At 54.0% G+C, this 17,931-nt stretch carries 12 protein-coding genes and 1 pseudogene; 7 read left to right on the top strand and 6 right to left on the bottom strand.

What is annotated here, in order from left to right:
• Positions 1-110: 110 nt before the first annotated feature.
• The 4 genes from ACSZO4_RS12500 to moeA form a co-directional block, all read right to left on the bottom strand.
• A complete protein-coding gene (locus tag ACSZO4_RS12500; protein ID WP_437889296.1) occupies positions 111-2,543 on the bottom strand; it encodes a formate C-acetyltransferase/glycerol dehydratase family glycyl radical enzyme in 2,433 nt (810 codons plus the stop codon).
• Positions 2,544-2,547: 4 nt separating this feature from the next.
• Positions 2,548-3,447, bottom strand: a complete 900-nt coding sequence (locus tag ACSZO4_RS12495; RefSeq protein WP_437889295.1) for a glycyl-radical enzyme activating protein — start codon at positions 3,445-3,447, stop codon at positions 2,548-2,550.
• Positions 3,448-3,711: 264 nt separating this feature from the next.
• Positions 3,712-4,461 carry a molybdopterin-synthase adenylyltransferase MoeB gene (gene moeB, locus ACSZO4_RS12490; protein WP_437889294.1) on the bottom strand — a complete coding sequence of 250 codons (750 nt, stop codon included), beginning with the start codon at positions 4,459-4,461 and terminating at the stop codon, positions 3,712-3,714.
• 3 nt (positions 4,462-4,464) lie between these two features.
• Positions 4,465-5,697: a molybdopterin molybdotransferase MoeA gene (gene moeA, locus ACSZO4_RS12485; protein WP_437889293.1), complete on the bottom strand. Its 1,233-nt coding sequence runs from the start codon at positions 5,695-5,697 to the stop codon at positions 4,465-4,467.
• A gap of 240 nt (positions 5,698-5,937) precedes the next feature.
• Here moeA and gsiA point away from each other — a divergent pair, with 240 nt between their 5' ends.
• The 4 genes from gsiA to gsiD are packed head-to-tail and all read left to right on the top strand — an operon-like array spanning position 5,938 to position 11,264.
• On the top strand, positions 5,938-7,809 hold the full coding sequence (gsiA, locus tag ACSZO4_RS12480) for a glutathione ABC transporter ATP-binding protein GsiA (protein ID WP_437889292.1): 1,872 nt from the start codon (positions 5,938-5,940) through the stop codon (positions 7,807-7,809).
• A 32-nt stretch (positions 7,810-7,841) separates the two neighbouring features.
• Positions 7,842-9,380: a glutathione ABC transporter substrate-binding protein GsiB gene (gene gsiB / locus ACSZO4_RS12475; protein ID WP_437889291.1), complete on the top strand. Its 1,539-nt coding sequence runs from the start codon at positions 7,842-7,844 to the stop codon at positions 9,378-9,380.
• Positions 9,381-9,429: 49 nt separating this feature from the next.
• Positions 9,430-10,350, top strand: a complete 921-nt coding sequence (gene gsiC, locus ACSZO4_RS12470) for a glutathione ABC transporter permease GsiC (RefSeq protein ID WP_437889290.1) — start codon at positions 9,430-9,432, stop codon at positions 10,348-10,350.
• Between the two features lie 2 nt (positions 10,351-10,352).
• Positions 10,353-11,264: a glutathione ABC transporter permease GsiD gene (gene gsiD / locus ACSZO4_RS12465; RefSeq protein ID WP_437889289.1), complete on the top strand. Its 912-nt coding sequence runs from the start codon at positions 10,353-10,355 to the stop codon at positions 11,262-11,264.
• On the opposite strand, the gene ACSZO4_RS12460 is transcribed toward gsiD, so the two are convergent.
• Positions 11,254-12,141: a LysR family transcriptional regulator gene (locus tag ACSZO4_RS12460; protein ID WP_437889288.1), complete on the bottom strand. Its 888-nt coding sequence runs from the start codon at positions 12,139-12,141 to the stop codon at positions 11,254-11,256. The genes gsiD and ACSZO4_RS12460 overlap by 11 nt on opposite strands.
• Positions 12,142-12,315: 174 nt before the next feature.
• On the opposite strand from ACSZO4_RS12460, the gene ACSZO4_RS12455 reads away from it, so the two are divergent.
• A complete protein-coding gene (locus tag ACSZO4_RS12455; protein ID WP_437889287.1) occupies positions 12,316-13,197 on the top strand; it encodes a 2-hydroxyacid dehydrogenase in 882 nt (293 codons plus the stop codon).
• A gap of 48 nt (positions 13,198-13,245) precedes the next feature.
• Positions 13,246-14,583: pseudogene (locus ACSZO4_RS12450) on the top strand (MFS transporter).
• A gap of 50 nt (positions 14,584-14,633) precedes the next feature.
• On the opposite strand, the gene rimO reads toward ACSZO4_RS12450, so the two are convergent.
• Entirely contained in the window at positions 14,634-15,941 is a 1,308-nt protein-coding gene (gene rimO / locus ACSZO4_RS12445; RefSeq protein WP_437889286.1) for a 30S ribosomal protein S12 methylthiotransferase RimO, read from the bottom strand.
• 971 nt (positions 15,942-16,912) lie between these two features.
• Here rimO and ACSZO4_RS12440 point away from each other — a divergent pair.
• Positions 16,913-17,794, top strand: coding sequence for a winged helix-turn-helix domain-containing protein (locus ACSZO4_RS12440; protein WP_437889285.1), 882 nt, complete (start codon positions 16,913-16,915; stop codon positions 17,792-17,794).
• Positions 17,795-17,931: the final 137 nt, after the last annotated feature.

Genomic DNA, 17,931 nt, shown 5'->3' with positions numbered 1-17,931 from the left:
TGTTAGCGCAACCAGTAGATCACACTTCATCGTGCCTTTCACTTTTTCTGGGGATTCCTCAGCCCCGTGGGAGAGGGCCGGGGTGAGGGCATCAGGCCGCAGAGTCTTCCTTACAGCGTATGCTCTGTTCGGGCGATGATATCGTCCTGCGCATCCGGCGACAGGGCGGTAAAGAATGCCGAGTATCCGGCAACGCGCACCACCAGATCCCGGTACTGATCCGGGTGCTGTTTCGCCTCCATCAGCGTCTCTCGTGACACAATGTTGTACTGAATATGCCAGCCTTTATGTTCTTCAAAGAAGGTCCGCAGCAGCAGCATCAGTTTCTGGCGATCGCTGTCATTTTCAAGGGTCGCCGGGTTCAGTTTCTGGTTGAGCAGCACCCCGCCAAGAATCGATTCGGTTGGCAGTTTACTCACCGAACCTATTACCGCCGTCGGGCCGAGATGATCCGTTCCGGATGCCGGACTTGCGCCTTCTGCCAGCGGCGTTTTCGCTTTGCGCCCGTCCGGCGTTGCCATAGTCGCGGCCCCAAAAGGCACGTTGGCTGAAATGGACGAGGTTCCGGCATAGTAAGTGCCGCCGACCGGGCCACGTCCAAAACGCGGGTTGCGGTAATTTTTCAGCTCATCAATATAGGTCTGGTAGGCACGCGCCAGCAGGGTATCCACGCTGTCATCATCGTTGCCGTATTTAGGCGCGCCGTTAATTAAACGCTGGCGAAGCTGCTCGTGGGTCAGCCCCTCAAAGTCATCCGCCAGCGCTTGCGCAAGCTCCTGCTGCCCAATCATGCCCTGTTCGAACACCAGCTTTTTCACCGCCGCAAGGCTGTTGCCGAGGTTGGCGATCCCCACCTGCAACCCGGAAACCCAGTCATACTTCGCCCCGCCTTGCTTAATGCTTTTTGCCCGCTCAATACAGTCATCCACCAGCGCCGAGCAGAGAATATCGTGCACGTTTTCTTCCAGCATGGTGTCGACAACGTACTCAATCTCAATCGATTTACGGGTGTAGTAACGGATCTGCCGATCCCAGTCGTTCAGTATCTCGTCAAAGTTTACGAAGTTGCCTTGCGACAGCGCATGCTCCTGCGGCAGGAACACTTTCCCGCTGGTGGCATCACGGCCGCCTTCCATCGCCGCCAGCATCACGCGGGCGAAGTTAATAAAGCTCATGCCGGTACAGCGGTAGCCCCATTTCCCGCCCACGGCGGTTTCAATGCAGCCGATGGCGGCATAGTCGTAAGCGTCCTGCGGTTCAATACCGAGTTTAATAAACGCCGGGATCACGATTTCGTCATTATTAAAAGCCGGCATCCCGAAGCCGCAACGGATCACCTGTACGCAGGCGTCGAGAAAATCATTACTCATGCCCGCATGGTAACGGACGCTGAGGTTTGGCTGCGTAGAGCGCAGACGACCGCAGGATTCGAGGATCGTATAAGACAGCGGGTTAACGGCGTCCAGCGCCTCGCCGTGCACCCATTTCTGCCCGCCAATAGTTACGTTCTGATAGAGCGGGCTACCGGCGGACGCTTTGGAGTGCGAGCCGGAGCGAATTTTGTTCACTTCCAGCAGTTTCAGCCAGCATCCATTAAGCAGTTCAATCGCCTGTTCCCGCGTCAGCGACTGATCAATTTCAACGTCGCGGCGGTAAAACGGATACAGATACTGGTCCATACGGCCAAACGAGACGGAGTGACCGTTAGACTCAATCTGCAAAATCAACTGGATGAAGTAACAAAGCTGGAGCGCCTGCCAGAAGGTTTTTGGCGGCTCATGAGCAATCAAATCACAGTTTTCTGCCATTGCCAGCAGCTCGTGGCGGCGTGCGTCACGGGATTCCTGAGCCGCCATTGTGCGTGCAAGGTCGGCAAAGCGCTCGATATGCAGGCTTACGGCTTCCAGCACAATATCGATGGCTTTAAGGAACTGTTCGCCGTGCAGGTCTTCCAGCACGGTCAGATTGATGCGCGAGCGGCGTTCATCCACTTTGTGGCGCAGGCCATCAAGCCCTTTTTCCAGCAGCAGAGGGAAGTTCACCGCCAGGTGCGCATCGCCGGAGGTCATATTGCCCTCGGCTTTGATAATGCCGGTTTCCAGCAGCGCTTTTTGTTCATCGGTAAACATGCCGTAGCAGCGATCCTGCACGGTTTGTCCGCGCCACCAGGGGCAGATCTCATGCAGCAGACGTTTATTCTCTTCGCTGACCGCAAAACCTGCGCCTGGTCTGTCCGCCAGTTCATCTATCTCTTTTTCAATCCAGGAAACGGTGTATTCCGGGAAAATCGGCGCGGCCCGCACTTCGCTTGCCTGGTTGCCGGTAATCAGTTCGTCGTGTTTGATCCAGATAGTACGGGCTGCCAGATGATGGGCCAGCGCCAGCGCGCGGCGTACGGGGATGGGTTTATCCATATGCGCCTGGTAAATGGCGGTGTAGTGCTGCGCACGTTCGGTACACACCGGAGGTTTGACGATATGCACCAGTGCGTTTTTATGGGTCTTAATCCGGTCGGTGAGGGTGGTTAGCTGTAAGGTTGTCATCTTTTTATCCTCGTAATGTCGCAGTGAGCCCTTTCTGGCTGGCAAAGTCTTTGGCAAAGGCCAGTAACGCGGGCGCATCAAGCGGCTTATCAGGCGCGGTGTAGGGTTGATTGAGCAGGGTGTATTTATTTATGCCCAACGTGTGATACGGCAAAAAATGGATCTCGCGGACGTTAAGTTCGTCGGCGGCGAAACGGGTAATGGCAGTTATGGATTGTTCATCAGCGTTGAATCCGGGGATCAGCGGGACCCGGATCGTTACCTGTTTTCCGGCCTGCGCCAGCCGTTTCAGGTTCTCCAGCACCCGTTTTGCGTTGCCGTCGGTCCACTGTTTAAAGATGGCGCTGTCGACGTGTTTAAGATCGGCCAGAAAAAGATCCACCCAGGGCAGCGAAGGCTCAATGTAGTGCCAGGGCACGTGCAGGCAGGTTTCCACTGCGGTATGGATCCCCTCGTTGTGACTGGCTTTAAACAGTGCCTGCGCCAGTTCCGGCTGTATAAAAGGTTCGCCGCCGGAAAGGGTTATACCGCCGCCGCTGCGGGTATAAAACGCTTTATCGCGCCGGACGGTGGCCATGATCTCATCAAGGGTTTGCACGTTGCCGCATACGCTCAGCGCCTGGGTCGGGCAATAATCGGTGAGGGCGTTAACATCATCCTCGCTAATTTTTTCACGCTGGATAATCAGGCCATTCAGGGCTCGGGTGATGGCTGTCGGTGCCGCTTGCTGGCACAGTTCACAGCCTTGCAGACACAAACGGGCGTCAAACAGGATCTCGCGACCGCGCGCCCGGCTTTCCGGATTCTGGCACCAGCGGCAACTCAGTGAGCAGCCTTTGAGGAATACCACCGTGCGAATTCCCGGGCCATCATGGGTGGAGTAGCGCTGAATATTGAAAATCATAGGCTGCCCTCGTCTTGCATATGAAGATTAAATTACTTTCGAATGAAAGTTAATTTGATAAAGGTCAACTCTGCGGCGGTGTTCTGTCGTGACGATGTTAAAGCTTGCGGGAGTTCACATTTTGAGGGGAGAGGGAGCAAAGACTAAAAGGCAACTTGCGTTGCCTTTGCTGTTAACCTTGTGCGGTCTGATGCCCTCACCCCGGCCCTCTCCCACGGGGAGAGGGAGCAGACACTAAAAAGGCAACTGACGTTGCCTTTGCTGTTAACCTCCGCATACCTCGCAGCCGGGGTTGCGTATCAGTTTCATCTCTCTGAACTGGCAGGTCATGGCATCGTACATGACGATTTTTCCCCGGGCAGGTGTGCCGTATTGCGCCAGTACCTTGATGGCTTCCATCGCCTGGAGCGAACCGATAATGCCAACCAAAGGCGCCATTACGCCCGCTTCCACGCAGGTCAGGGCATTTTCACCGAACAGGCGGCTCAGGCAGCGGTAGCAGGGCTCATCCTCGCCCCAGGTAAAGACGCTGATTTGCCCTTCCATCCGGATAGCGGCCCCGGAAACCAGCGGGACTTTATGGGTAAAGCAGCCGGCATTGAGCTGATTGCGGACAGCCACATTGTCGGTGCAATCCAGCACCAGATCATGGGCCGCAATCCGGGCGAATAGCGCGGCGTCATCCAGCAGCGCGTTGATCGTTTCGAGCTGAACGTGGGGATTGATACGGGCAAGTGACACGCGGGCAGAATCCACTTTTGGCTGACCGATACGGTCATCGCTATGCAGCGTCTGGCGTTGCATATTGGAAAGCGCCACGCTGTCAAAATCGAGCAGCGTCATCTGCCCCACACCTGCGGCTGCCAGATACTGCGCAGCCGCACAGCCCAGTCCTCCCAGACCGACGACCAGCACTCTTGCCGCCTTTAGCCGCTCCTGACCGTCAAAATCAAATCCACGCAGGATTATCTGCCGGTTGTAGCGCAGCATCTCTGCATCACTCAACTCTTCCACGCTCTAGCCTCCGAACAGATGGTTAAAGGTCTCAACCTCAACCCATTCGCCAGCCTCAACGTTCTGGCGTTCGCGCTCCAGCACAATAAAGCAGTTGCCGAGGCTAAACGAACTGAAAATATGCGAGCCCTGGTGGCCGGTGGTGCTCACTACCAGTTCGCCGCTTTCATCACGGCTGAGGATGCCGCGCTGGAAATCAAGACGGCCTGGCGATTTTTTAAGGCGGGTTGCCGCCCGGGCGCGCAAACGCAGGGGGAGTGGGCTGGCGCTGCTGCCGCTCAGTTTTGCCAGCAGCGGTTGTACCAGTTGGTAGAAGGTCAGTGCCGCAGAAACCGGATTACCCGGCAATCCACAGAACCAGCTATTTTGCAGGCGGCCAAAGGCGAAAGGCTTACCGGGCTTGATGGCCAGCTTCCAGAAGGTAATTTCACCCAGTTCATCAAGCATGGTTTTGGTGTAATCCGCTTCGCCCACCGAGACGCCGCCGGAACTCAATACCACATCGGCCTGCGTATCGGCGGCAATAAAGGTTTCACGCAGCAGCTCAGGATTATCGCCCACGATGCCTAAATTAATCACCTCACAGCCCAGTTGCTCAAGCATCAGGTGGACTGCCAACCGGTTGGTGTCATAGATTTGTCCGTCAGCCAGCGGTTGCCCTGGTAGTTGCAGTTCGTCGCCGGTGGAAAACAGCGCCACACGAACTTTACGTACCACGTTGACTTCCGGGATACCCAGCGAGGCCAGAACCGGCAGCTCAGCGGCGGTCAGCCGGGTACCCGGCTGGAAAACCGTGGCCCCGGCACGAATATCTTCACCGGCACGGCGGATATTCTGTCCGTTGCGTACGCTGGCCGTAAAACTCACCCCCGCGTCGGAAACATCGGTCTCTTCCTGCATCACTACGGCCTCGCAGCCTGCGGGGATGGGAGCGCCGGTCATGATACGTATGCAGGTACCTTTTGGCCAGTCACCGTGAAAGGGTTGCCCGGCAAAGGCTTTGCCTGCCACCGGCAGCGGTTGGCGGCTGTCGATATCGGCCATTCGCACGGCATAGCCGTCCATGGCGGCATTATCGAAACCCGGCACGTTAAGCGGGGAAATAACATCCTGGGCTACTACCCGACCAAAACAGGACAACAGCGGCAGTGTCTCGCTTTCTGTCAGCGGCGTAATCGCCGACAGCATTTGCGTCAGGGCCGAATCAAGAGGGATCAGACCCGCAGTGTGTTCCATGAGTGCGCTCCAGCAAAGGTAAGAAAGGGGGCATTATGGCAGAAAACGCCACTCCACTGCATGTACTACTCCCGGCTTAGATGAGATGCAGGCTTTACATCGCGATATCGGCTTTCTATATTCAAAAATTGTCTGAAGTTGTGACGACGATAATGATATTTATAGAAAAAGTGATCCGGGCAACGATAACGAACAGGATGAGGCAGCGCGTTGGGATTAAACGTAGATAAGGAGAGCGGCATGGCGCAAGGGGTTGAGGGCGAAATGCAACAGGTGCTGGCGGTCAGCAACCTGAATATTGCATTTTGCCATGAGAAAAAGCGCACCCAGGCGGTGAAGAATCTCTCCTTTACGCTGAAACGGGGCGAAACGCTGGCGATTGTTGGCGAATCCGGCTCCGGCAAATCGGTCACGGCCATGTCGCTGTTGCGCCTGCTGGACAGTGCCGGCGCGCAGGTTGAGTGTGAGCATATGCAACTGACCCGACGCAGCGGGGAGCTGGTCGATCTCGCGGCGCTGAGCGCTTCCCGCCTTAGCAGCGTGCGCGGGGCTGATATTGCGATGATTTTTCAGGAGCCGATGACCTCCCTGAATCCGGTGTTCCCGGTAGGCGAGCAAATTGCTGAGTCGATTCGACTGCATCAGGGACTGGGCAAAGAACAGGCGCTGGCGGAGGCCCGGCGAATGCTCGATCTGGTGCGTATTCCCGAAGCATCGGCCATTTTATCCTGCTTCCCGCACCAGCTTTCCGGCGGGATGCGCCAGCGGGTGATGATTGCGATGGCGCTCTCCTGCCGTCCGGCGGTATTAATTGCCGATGAGCCGACCACCGCGCTGGACGTCACCATCCAGGCGCAAATTTTGCAGCTTATCGCCGTACTGCAAAAAGAGATGGCGATGGGGGTGATTTTTATCACCCATGATATGGGCGTGGTGGCCGATATTGCCGATCGCGTGCTGGTCATGTATCAGGGGGAGGCGGTGGAAACCGGCAGCGTGCAACAGATCTTCAGTGCGCCGCAGCATCCCTACACCCGATCGTTATTGGCGGCCGTTCCCCGGCTGGGGTCGATGAATGGCAGCGCTTTGCCGCGTCGTTTTCCGCTTGTGGCCTCAAAACCGCCTTACGTCGCGCAGGCGGAGACCGAACAGGACACCGTTGTGCCTGGCAAGCCCATTTTGCAGGTCCGTGACCTGGTTGCCCGTTTCCCGGTGCGCAGCGGGCTGCTTAATCGCGTCACGCGCGAAGTGCATGCCGTTGAAGGGGTGAGCTTTGATTTGTGGCCGGGTGAGACGCTCTCGCTGGTGGGGGAATCCGGCAGCGGTAAATCCACCACCGGGCGAGCGCTGTTGCGCCTGCTTGAGAGCCAGAGCGGGCAGATCACCTTTAACGGGGTGCGTATTGATAAGCTGCCTGCCAATAAATTGCAGCCCCTGCGCCGCGATATCCAGTTTATTTTTCAGGATCCCTATGCCTCCCTCGATCCGCGCCAGACCGTGGGCTATTCCATTATGGAGCCGCTGCGGGTGCACGGCATTATGCGTGAGGAAGAGGCCCGGCAGCGGGTTTTATGGCTGCTGGAGCGCGTGGGATTAGAGCCGGAACATGCCTGGCGTTATCCCCATGAATTTTCAGGCGGTCAACGTCAGCGTATCTGCATTGCCCGGGCGCTGGCGCTGAATCCCAAAGTGGTGGTGGCCGACGAGTCCGTGTCCGCGCTGGATGTGTCTATCCGCGCGCAAATCATCAATTTGCTTTTAGATCTCCAGCAGGAAATGGGCATTGCGTTTTTGTTCATTTCCCATGATATGGCGGTGGTGGAGCGCATCAGTCACCGGGTGGCGGTGATGTATCTTGGGCAAATAGTCGAGATTGGCCCACGTCGCGCGGTATTTGAAAACCCACAACATCCCTATACACGAAAACTGATGGCAGCCGTGCCAGTGGCTGATCCATCGCATCACCGGGCGCAACGGGTACTGCTGTCGGATGAGATCCCCAGCAATATTCATAAGCGTGGCGACAGGGTTGAGCGCGTGCAGTTACACAACGTCAGCCCCGGGCACTTTGTCGCCCGAACGACGCCAGGCAACACGCAATCTCGTTTTTGACCGATTCAGGCAGGGATATTCAGGAGAACAACATGACACAATACGTACCACGTAAATGGCAGGTGGCGCTTGCCGTCGCGGCCGCGTTAAGCGCTGCACCGGCCCTGGCCGCTAAAGATGTTGTCGTCGCGGTGGGCTCGAATTTCACCACCCTTGATCCTTATGACGCCAACGATACGCTCTCCCAGGCGGTGGCAAAGTCTTTCTATCAGGGATTGTTTGGCCTTGATAAAGACATGAAGCTGCAAAATGTGCTGGCGGAAAGCTACACCGTCTCAGACGACGGGCTGGTTTATACCATCAAGCTGCGTCCGGGGGTGAAGTTCCAGGACGGCACCGACTTTAATGCCGCGGCGGTGAAAGCTAACCTCGATCGCGCCAGCAATATCGATAACAAGCTCAAGCGCTATAACCTGTATAAGAACATCGCCCAAACCGATGTGGTTGATGCCACAACCGTGAAAATTACCCTCAAAACGCCGTTCTCGGCCTTTATCAATATTCTTGCCCACCCGGCAACCGCCATGATCTCGCCAGCGGCGCTGGAAAAATATGGCAAGGAGATTGGTTTCCATCCGGTGGGAACCGGGCCTTACGTGCTGGATACCTGGAACCAGACCGACTTTGTGAAAGTGAAAAAGAACGCGGACTACTGGCAAAAAGGACTACCGAAGCTTGACTCCATCACCTGGCGGCCGGTGGTGGACAACAACACCCGCGCGGCAATGCTGCAAACCGGCGAAGCGCAGTTTGCCTTCCCTATTCCTTACGAGCAGGCGGCAGTGCTTGAGAAAAACAGCAAACTGGAACTGGTTGCCAGCCCGTCGATCATGCAGCGCTACATCAGCATGAACGTGACGCAAAAGCCGTTTGATAATCCCAAAGTCCGTGAGGCGATTAATTACGCCATCAACCGCCAGGCGCTGGTAAAAGTCGCTTTTGCCGGTTACGCCACCCCGGCAACGGGCGTGGTGCCGCCGTCACTGGCGTATGCGCAGACTTACCCGGAATGGAAATATGATCCGGCGAAAGCGCGCGAGTTGCTTAAGGAAGCGGGCTTCCCGAACGGGTTCAGTACCACGCTGTGGTCGTCTCACAACCACAGCACCGCGCAAAAGGTGCTGCAATTTACCCAACAGCAGCTGGCGCAGGTGGGCATTAAAGCACAACTAACGGCGATGGATGCCGGTCAGCGTGCGGCGGAAGTGGAAGCGAAAGGGCAGAAAGAGAGCGGCGTAAGAATGTTCTATACCGGCTGGTCGGCCTCCACCGGGGAAGCAGACTGGGCGCTGTCGCCGCTGTTTGCTTCGCAAAACTGGCCGCCAACGCTGTTTAATACCGCCTTCTACAGCAACCCACAGGTGGATAAAGACCTGACGGATGCGTTAAAAACCACGAATAGTGAAGAAAAAGCCCGTCTTTACAAAGACGTTCAGGATACTATCTGGAAGGAATCTCCCTGGGTGCCTTTGGTTGTCGAAAAACTGGTTTCTGCGCATAACAAGAACCTGAGTGGGTTCTACATTATGCCGGACACCGGTTTCAGTTTTGAAAACGCCGATCTGAAATAAATAACTCATTCCCACCGTCGCAGTGGCGGTGGGGTGAGGGAAAACAGACATGCTGAATTATGTTTTAAAACGCCTGCTGGGCCTTATTCCTACGCTGCTTATTGTGGCGATACTGGTGTTTTTATTTGTCCATCTTTTGCCCGGCGACCCGGCGCGGCTGATTGCCGGACCGGAGGCTGACGTCGAGGTCGTCAATCTGGTTCGTCAGCAACTGGGTCTGGATCAGCCTTTGTACGTGCAGTTCTGGCACTACATGCGCAATGTATTACAGGGCGATTTCGGTATCTCTATGGCCTCCCGCCGCCCGGTAGTGGAGGAGATAGCCAGTCGGTTTTTCCCCACCTTCTGGTTAACGATTGCCAGCATGATTTGGGCGATGTTATTTGGCCTGGTCGCCGGTATTGCGGCGGCGGTATGGCGCAATCGCTGGCCGGACAGGCTCGGCATGGCGCTGGCGGTCACCGGGATCTCCTTTCCGGCATTCGCGCTGGGTATGCTGCTGATGCAGGTGTTCTCCGTTGAGCTTGGCTGGCTGCCGACGGTGGGCGCAGACAGCTGGCAGCACTATATTTTACCGTCCATGACCCTCGGGGCTGCGGTCGCGGCGGTGATGGCGCGTTTTACCCGCGCCTCTTTTGTCGATGTGCTCAATGAAGATTATATGCGTACCGCCAGAGCCAAAGGAGTGAGCGAACGCTGGGTTATTCTCAAACACGGGCTGCGCAATGCGCTGATCCCGGTGATTACCATGATGGGATTGCAGTTTGGTTTTCTGCTGGGCGGATCCATTGTGGTTGAGAAGGTGTTTAACTGGCCAGGGCTGGGGCGTCTGCTGGTGGACTCCGTTGAGATGCGTGATTATCCGGTTATTCAGGCCGAGGTACTGCTCTTCTCCCTGGAGTTTATTCTTATCAATTTAGTGGTGGATGTGCTGTACGCCGCCATTAATCCCGCAATCAGGTACAAGTAAGGATGCGATTGTTTAACTGGCGTCGACAGGCGATTTTAAATGCCATGCCCGGAGTAAAACCAGGGCAGGTACGCACTCCATGGCATGAGTTCTGGCGGCGCTTCCGTCGCCAGCCGCTGGCGATGACCGCCGGGCTGTTTGTGCTGATCCTGATCCTGCTGGCGGTAGTCGCCCCGTGGATTGCTCCCTTTGATGCTGAGAATTATTTCGACTATGACCGCCTTAATGACGGCCCGTCGCTGATCCACTGGTTCGGCGTGGACTCGCTCGGGCGGGATATTCTGAGCCGGGTACTGCTGGGGGCCAGAATTTCCCTCGCCGCTGGCGTCTTTGCGGTACTGATTGGCGCGGCCATAGGGACTTTGCTCGGTCTGCTTGCTGGCTACTACGAGGGCTGGTGGGATCGCATCATTATGCGAGTCTGCGATGTGCTCTTTGCCTTCCCCGGCATTCTGCTGGCGATTGCCGTCGTGGCGGTGATGGGCAGCGGCATGACCAACGTGATTATCGCCGTGGCGGTGTTCTCGGTACCGGCCTTTGCCCGGCTGGTGCGCGGCAACACGCTGGTACTGAAACACCAGACCTTTGTTGAGTCTGCCCGCAGCATTGGCGCCAGTGATATGACGATTCTGTTCAGTCATATTTTGCCCGGCACTGTCTCCTCGATTGTGGTCTATTTCACCATGCGTATTGGCACGTCGATAATCTCGGCGGCCAGCCTGTCATTTCTGGGGCTCGGGGCGCAGCCTCCGACGCCGGAATGGGGGGCGATGCTCAATGAGGCGCGCGCAGATATGGTGATAGCGCCTCATGTGGCGCTGTTCCCCTCACTGGCTATTTTCTTCACCGTACTGGCCTTTAACCTGTTGGGTGATGGCCTGCGGGATGCGCTGGATCCGAAGATTAAAGGGTAATTAACGCCTCGCTCAGGGCCTTGAGAAACGCCGGCAGCACCGGGTTAGGATTGGCCTTTGAGTAGACGAGGAAGTTATGCGCCTGAATGTTGACCCCTTCAATATTCATAAAGGTGACGTTGGGCATCCCAAGGGTTCGCGACGAGGCGGGTACAATGGCGCAGCCCAGTCCCGCGTTCACCAGGCCAAGAATGGTATGCGTCTGGGCAAGCTGATATTTGTAGTCAGGAGTAATGTCGTTAAAGACAAACAGGTCGGTGATCCTGTCGTAAAAATGTCGCGCTTCGTTCGGGCTGTAAAGAAAAAAGGGCTCATTGTTAAATGCGCTGAGCGGGATTTTGCGCTTTCGGGCCAGCGGATGATCGGAGTGAAACGCCCCCACGAAGGTTTCACCCTGAAGAGGCAGGTAAGCGAGCAGGGGATTTGGTGGGACATGGCGCACAAAACCAACATCAATACTGTTGTTTTCAATTGCGCTTATTTGTTTATGCGACACCAGTTCATGTAACTGAAAGTTGACCCCGGGCAATTTTATGGCCAGTTCTTTAAGTAGCTGGGGAATAAAATTCCATGAAAATACCGCCGTAAATCCTAATGAAAGCGAACCGGTTTCACCGCTGGCACATTGTTGAACTGAGGATTCTAACCGGTCCGCTAATTTAAGTATTAATCGCGCTTCCGTCAGCAAATGTTGACCCATATGGGTGAGCTGAACGTGTCGGTTATTCCTGTCAAATAAGGCGCCGCCGAGGCTCTTTTCCAGAAGCTGGATCTGGCGGCTAAGGGGCGGCTGCGTCATATGCAGGCGTGCGGCGGCCCGGCCAAAGTTCAGCTCTTCAGCGACGGCAATAAAGCAGCGGAGTTGATGTAAATCCATAATTCAATACTTATATCAATGAATACCGGATTTATATTAGACATGAATTATTCCACTGTCCATCATCGCTTTAATTATTCTCGACAGGCCAGTGAAATGAAAAATAAAACAGACCAACAAAAAACTCACATTTTATTAACTCAAGCAGTACCAGGACCGATAGATGAAATATTAATGCGCGATTATGAAGTGCATCGTCTTTATCAGTCCAGCGAACCAAAACAGATGCTCGCTGATATCGGGCCTGTCATTGAAGGTGTGGTGACAGGTGGGGCAAAAGGATTATCCCGCGACATTATGCAATGCCTGCCAGCCCTTAAAATTGTGGCGGTCAGCGGTATTGGCACCGATGCTGTTGATCTGGTGTATGCCGCTGAGCACAACATCTTTGTGACCACGACGCCAGGTGTCTTAACTGACGATGTGGCGGATCTGGCGCTGGGGCTGCTGATTTCCACCCTGCGACAAATGAGCGAAGGCGAGCAGGTGGTTCGCGCAGGTCGCTGGCCGCAAACTAATCTGCCGCTGGCGCGTAAAGTCAGCGGGACGACCGTCGGTATTATTGGCATGGGCCGCGTGGGTCAGGCAATTGCACAGCGGGTTGCCGCTTTTAAGACCCGTATCCTCTACACCGACCTTGGCCCTGTTGCTGGCCTTGACTACGGATTTGTAGCCGATATTCATGCCCTGGCGCAGGAAGTTGACGTGCTGATACTTGCCGCCTCTGCGGATGGCGGCAAGGTCATTATCGGTGAATCGGTACTGGAAGCGCTTGGTCCACAGGGTTATTTCATCAACGTTGCCCGCGGCAAACTGGTAGATGAAAACGCGCTGCTCGCGGCATTAACTGAAAGACGAATCGCCGGTGCGGGTCTGGATGTGTTCGCCAACGAGCCACATGTACCTGAGGGCTTTTTCACCCTCAGTAACGTCACGCTTTCGCCGCACCGCGCCAGCGCTACCGTACAGACGCGTCTGGAAATGGGCAATATTGTGCTGGAAAACCTGATGGCCTGTTTCAGCGGCAAACTTCCTCCGCACCGCGTACTGGCGTAATGCGTATTGTGACCCTGGTGAACGCTATCAAAATACAGCGAGCAAGTTATGAGTAAACAAATGGATGTCTCTCTGGAGCAGGTTAAACGCGTCGGGCATCATCGCTACTGGGTGCTGAGCCTGATTTTTATCATTACCGTTATCAACTATGCCGACCGCGCGACCATGTCTATCGCCGGAACCTCGGTAGTGAAAGAGTTGGGTCTTGACCCGATGATGCTGGGGATGATCTTCTCCGCCTTTGCCTGGGCCTACGCGCTGGGGCAGATCCCCGGCGGCTGGCTGCTGGACCGCTTTGGCGCGAAAAAGGTCTACGGCATGAGTCTGTTGCTGTGGTCGGTGTTTACCATGCTCCAGGGCACGGTAGGCTGGATGGGGATGACCGGCAGTCTGGCGGCGATGACCCTCTTCCTGATGCGCTTTATGCTCGGTCTGGTGGAGTCCCCGGCCTTCCCGGCGAACTCGCGTATTGTCTCGAGCTGGTTCCCGACCCGTGAACGCGGCCTCGCATCGGCCCTGTTTAACTCCGGGCAGTATATGGCGGTGGTGGTGTTTACGCCGATCATGGCATGGTTAACCCACGCCTGGGGCTGGGAACATGTGTTTGTCTGGATGGGCGGGCTTGGTCTGGTGCTGGCGGCAATCTGGTTTGCCTGGTACAAAGAGCCGCATAAAGATCCGCGTCTGAGCGAATAAGAAAAAACGCTGATGCGTGAGGGCGGCGCGCTGGTCGATCTGGACAGCGAAGGGGCGAAAAAAGGCAACAAAACCTCCCTGCGTGATGCGAAGTGTCTGTTCACTAACCGCAACCTGTGGGCGATTTATCTCGGGCAGTACTGCATTACCGCACTGACCTATTTCTTTATCACCTGGTTCCCGATCTACCTGATCCAGGGCCGCGGCATGACCATTATGCAGGCAGGCTGGGTGGCGGCATTACCGGCGATTTGCGGATTCAGCGGCGGCCTGTTGGGCGGTTATCTTTCTGACTTCCTGATTAGCCGGGGTATGCATCCGTCCCGCGCCCGTAAAACCCCGTTTGTCCTCGGGATGGGGCTTTCCACCATGCTGGTGTTCGCGAACTTTGTTGATACCAACGCTGCGGTTATCGCGCTGATGGCGATGGCGTTCTTTGGTAAGGGCTTTGCCGCAGTCGGCTGGGCGGTTCTGTCAGATGTGGCGCCGAAAACCATGATTGGCCTGTGCGGTGGCGTGTTTAACGGCATCGGTAATATCGCCGGGATTATCACCCCGCTGGTGATTGGCTATGTGGTCACCGTCACCGGGTCGTTTAATAACGCTTTATGGTTTGTGGCAGCCCATGGCGTGCTGGCGGTTATCAGCTATGTGCTGATTGCCACCCGCTTTGAGCGTGTTGCTGAGTAGGATTGGGTAACAGAAACAACAACGCCGCTTGGTGACAGGCGGCGACAGCGTTAAACGCGGCTTCCCCACAGATCGTATTCATCAGCGTTTTCGACCTTCACGCGGATGATATCGCCAGGTTTCACGCCAGTTTCACCGTTCAGATAAACCGCGCCGTCGATTTCCGGTGCATCTGCCATACTGCGGCCAATTGCGCCTTCTTCGTCAACTTCATCGATAAGCACCAGGATTTCACGGCCCACTTTCTCCTGCAGGCGCTCAGCAGAAATTTTCTGTTGCAGCTGCATAAAGCGGTTCCAGCGCTCTTCTTTTACCTCTTCAGGCACCTGATCGGCCAGTTCATTGGCGGTTGCGCCATCGACCGGGCTGTATTTGAAGCAGCCGACGCGATCCAGGCGCGCTTCGGTGAGGAAGTCGACCAGCATCTGGAAATCTTCTTCGGTTTCACCCGGGAAGCCGACAATAAAGGTTGAGCGCAGGGTCAGTTCCGGGCAGATTTCACGCCACTGTTTGATGCGCGCAAGCTGGCGATCCACGGAGCCCGGGCGCTTCATCAGTTTCAGAATACGCGGGCTGGCGTGTTGCAGCGGGATGTCGAGGTAGGGCAGGATCTTGCCTTCGGCCATCAACGGGATAACGTCGTCAACGTGCGGGTAAGGGTAGACATAGTGCAGACGCGTCCAGATCCCCAGTTTCGCCAGTTGTTCGCACAGGCCAACCATGCTGGTTTTGACCGGCTCGCCGTTATGGAAGCCCGCACGATGTTTGACATCCACGCCGTAGGCTGAGGTGTCCTGAGAGATAACGAGGATCTCTTTGACGCCCGCATCCACCAGACGTTTGGCTTCGCCCAGCACGTCGCCGATTGGACGGCTAACCAGATCGCCACGCATCGACGGGATAATGCAGAAGGTGCAACGGTGGTTACAGCCTTCGGAAATTTTCAGGTAAGCGTAGTGGCGCGGAGTCAGCTTCACCCCTTGTTCCGGCACCAGGCTCAGGAACGGGTTGTGCTTCGGTTTTGGCACATAGTGGTGCACATGCTCCAGCACCTGCTCGTAGCTGTGCGGGCCGGTGATCTCCAGTACCTTCGGGTGGACTTCACGAATTTGATCGACTTTGGCCCCCAGGCAGCCCGTCACAATCACTTTGCCGTTTTCATTCAGTGCTTCGCCAATGGCTTCCAGCGATTCCTGAACCGCGCTGTCGATAAAACCACAGGTGTTAACGATAACCATATCGGCATCGTTGTAGCTCGGCACCACGTCATAGCCTTCGGTACGCAGTTCGGTAAGAATGCGTTCGGAATCAACGAGGTTTTTTGGGCAGCCTAATGAGATAAAACCAATCCTGGACATTTTTTGTACTGTTCATTGCTCTGGAAAACGCGGAGTATACAACATACCTCAATATGATTCATATACGCGTTGGTTATCTGTTCGCCAGGCAACGTGGTGGTGTTGAACCGCAGGGGTGAGTCTGAACCTGTCTCCGGAGGGGATGATAAAATGATAAAAAATTATCGGTTACCCTGGCTCAGAAGGTTTGCAAAAGAAAATAAACAGTTTGAAGATTTAAAGATTTGAAGAGAGATCTGACCTCATGCCCGTGGTGCAGTTCTGGTATCCATTTATCCACATTTTCAGGCACTTGCTTTGGATCTCTTGCCCCTGGCATGATCAGACATCATTTAAAATTTATATCCAGCACATTACTCTGAAATTTAAAAATTTAAAGGTGTATGTACTAAGTTATCACGCTGACAACCCGCACTTAGTCGCGGGTTGTCATTATTATCAATTTTATAACATTCAATATCTGCAGAACTGGTTTGCCTGCAATCTGGTCGTTGATTTGTTCACGTTTTGGACTTTATCAGTCTCAGGCGATGTAAGGTAGTTTATCTGTTTTATATATATGAAATAAGGTGATTTAGCGAAAATATAAGATATAACACTATGAACTTCTTGTGTTTTTTTTGATGGCATTGAAATGATATAAAAACTAATAAGACTGATGGAAGGTGTGAGACGCCTGCCAGGCGAAGGCAGGAAAACGGAAAATTAAAGAATGGATGCCGTTAACATAGTTATTATTGGCTGGCAATAAATAAGAATCACTGCGTTTAATGTCGGAATAATATGTTGGTGATGAATTTTTGTTCTGTTTAATTTATGTCTAAATGACTCAAAATAGCTCTTTTTAAGGCTGGAACATTTTCATCACACTCCTCTATGGTTGTTAACATTTGACGCGTCAGGAATATAGATTCTAGAATCCTCCCCGAATTAATAAATGTATTTGCTCTTTAAACAATGTGGACCTCCTTATGGAACTTGAAGACATTAATAGCAATATTAATTACCTGATCGCTGGCGCCGTAGAGTTTTATCCAGCCAGTAAAAAACTATATAACCGGAAAGATGAAAGTGAAGTATCACTGCTGCGGACTTCTTCTCGTTGTCTTTCGGCTCTGCTCAGACACCACAAGCGCGTGGTTACCCAGAATGAGCTTCTGCGTTATATCTGGGAAGATGACCATCAGGAGGTCAGTTACAATACCTTTTATCAATGCCTTTTTAACCTCCGACAAGCGTTATCTGAAGTCGGAGTTAATAAAGATTTTATCAAAACGATTCCACGCAAAGGGGTTGTTGTCGATGAGCCTGATGTCTTGTTGCTTCAGGATAAAGAATTGCAGATAACCGCTGAAGAGGGCAAAGAGGAGAACAAAGAAGAGGGCAAAGAAGAGGGCAAAGAAGAGGGCAAAGAAGAGGGCAAAGAAGAGGGCAAAGAAGAGGGCAAAGAAGAAAACGGAACTGTCGGCGACAACCTTCAGGTCCGGCATCCACTCCGTACTTTTATTGTCTCTTATCGATTGTTGATAATGATGATTTTTCTGGCAGTAGCTGCGGGTGTCGGCGTACTGAAATTCAGCGATAACCACGAAAATACATTTTTCTATGATTATACGTTCCAGCCATCGTTTTCAGGTAAGTGCGATGTGTTTTTTAACAGTGATGTTGACAGCCATAAGCCGCATTCCACCTTTATGGCGGCTGTTCATGACTCGCTCTGTAAAAGCGATCACGTTCTCTATATTACCGCATATACAGGCTCCCGCAGTGTTTCTGCCATTACTTGTCAGAAAAGGGATACCGCAACGGAGCGAAGACACTGTTCATCGCACTATTATCCTGACTATTTTTGAGAGGATTGTATGTTAAGAAAATACCCAGTTCTGCTGATTATTATTTCATTAATAATTTGTTCGCTGTTTTCGATACATTTTTTTGCCAGCAGGTACAGAAGAAGTTTCCCGACCTGTCGGGGTAATCTTTTTATTAC

Origin of the sequence: Phytobacter sp. V91 (assembly GCF_965644225.1) — a bacterium.
Taxonomy (GTDB): domain Bacteria; phylum Pseudomonadota; class Gammaproteobacteria; order Enterobacterales; family Enterobacteriaceae; genus CBFFRJ01.
This window is presented reverse-complemented; position numbering and strand designations above follow the sequence as displayed.

Coding starts and splice junctions, on each gene's coding strand:
- ACSZO4_RS12500 (WP_437889296.1), bottom strand. CDS start 2,543: ATGACAACCTTACAGCTAACCACCCTCACCGACCGGATTAAGACCCAT.
- ACSZO4_RS12495 (WP_437889295.1), bottom strand. CDS start 3,447: ATGATTTTCAATATTCAGCGCTACTCCACCCATGATGGCCCGGGAATT.
- moeA (WP_437889293.1), bottom strand. CDS start 5,697: ATGGAACACACTGCGGGTCTGATCCCTCTTGATTCGGCCCTGACGCAA.
- gsiA (WP_437889292.1), top strand. CDS start 5,938: ATGGCGCAAGGGGTTGAGGGCGAAATGCAACAGGTGCTGGCGGTCAGC.
- gsiB (WP_437889291.1), top strand. CDS start 7,842: ATGACACAATACGTACCACGTAAATGGCAGGTGGCGCTTGCCGTCGCG.
- gsiC (WP_437889290.1), top strand. CDS start 9,430: ATGCTGAATTATGTTTTAAAACGCCTGCTGGGCCTTATTCCTACGCTG.
- gsiD (WP_437889289.1), top strand. CDS start 10,353: ATGCGATTGTTTAACTGGCGTCGACAGGCGATTTTAAATGCCATGCCC.
- ACSZO4_RS12460 (WP_437889288.1), bottom strand. CDS start 12,141: ATGGATTTACATCAACTCCGCTGCTTTATTGCCGTCGCTGAAGAGCTG.
- ACSZO4_RS12455 (WP_437889287.1), top strand. CDS start 12,316: ATGCGCGATTATGAAGTGCATCGTCTTTATCAGTCCAGCGAACCAAAA.
- rimO (WP_437889286.1), bottom strand. CDS start 15,941: ATGTCCAGGATTGGTTTTATCTCATTAGGCTGCCCAAAAAACCTCGTT.
- ACSZO4_RS12440 (WP_437889285.1), top strand. CDS start 16,913: ATGGAACTTGAAGACATTAATAGCAATATTAATTACCTGATCGCTGGC.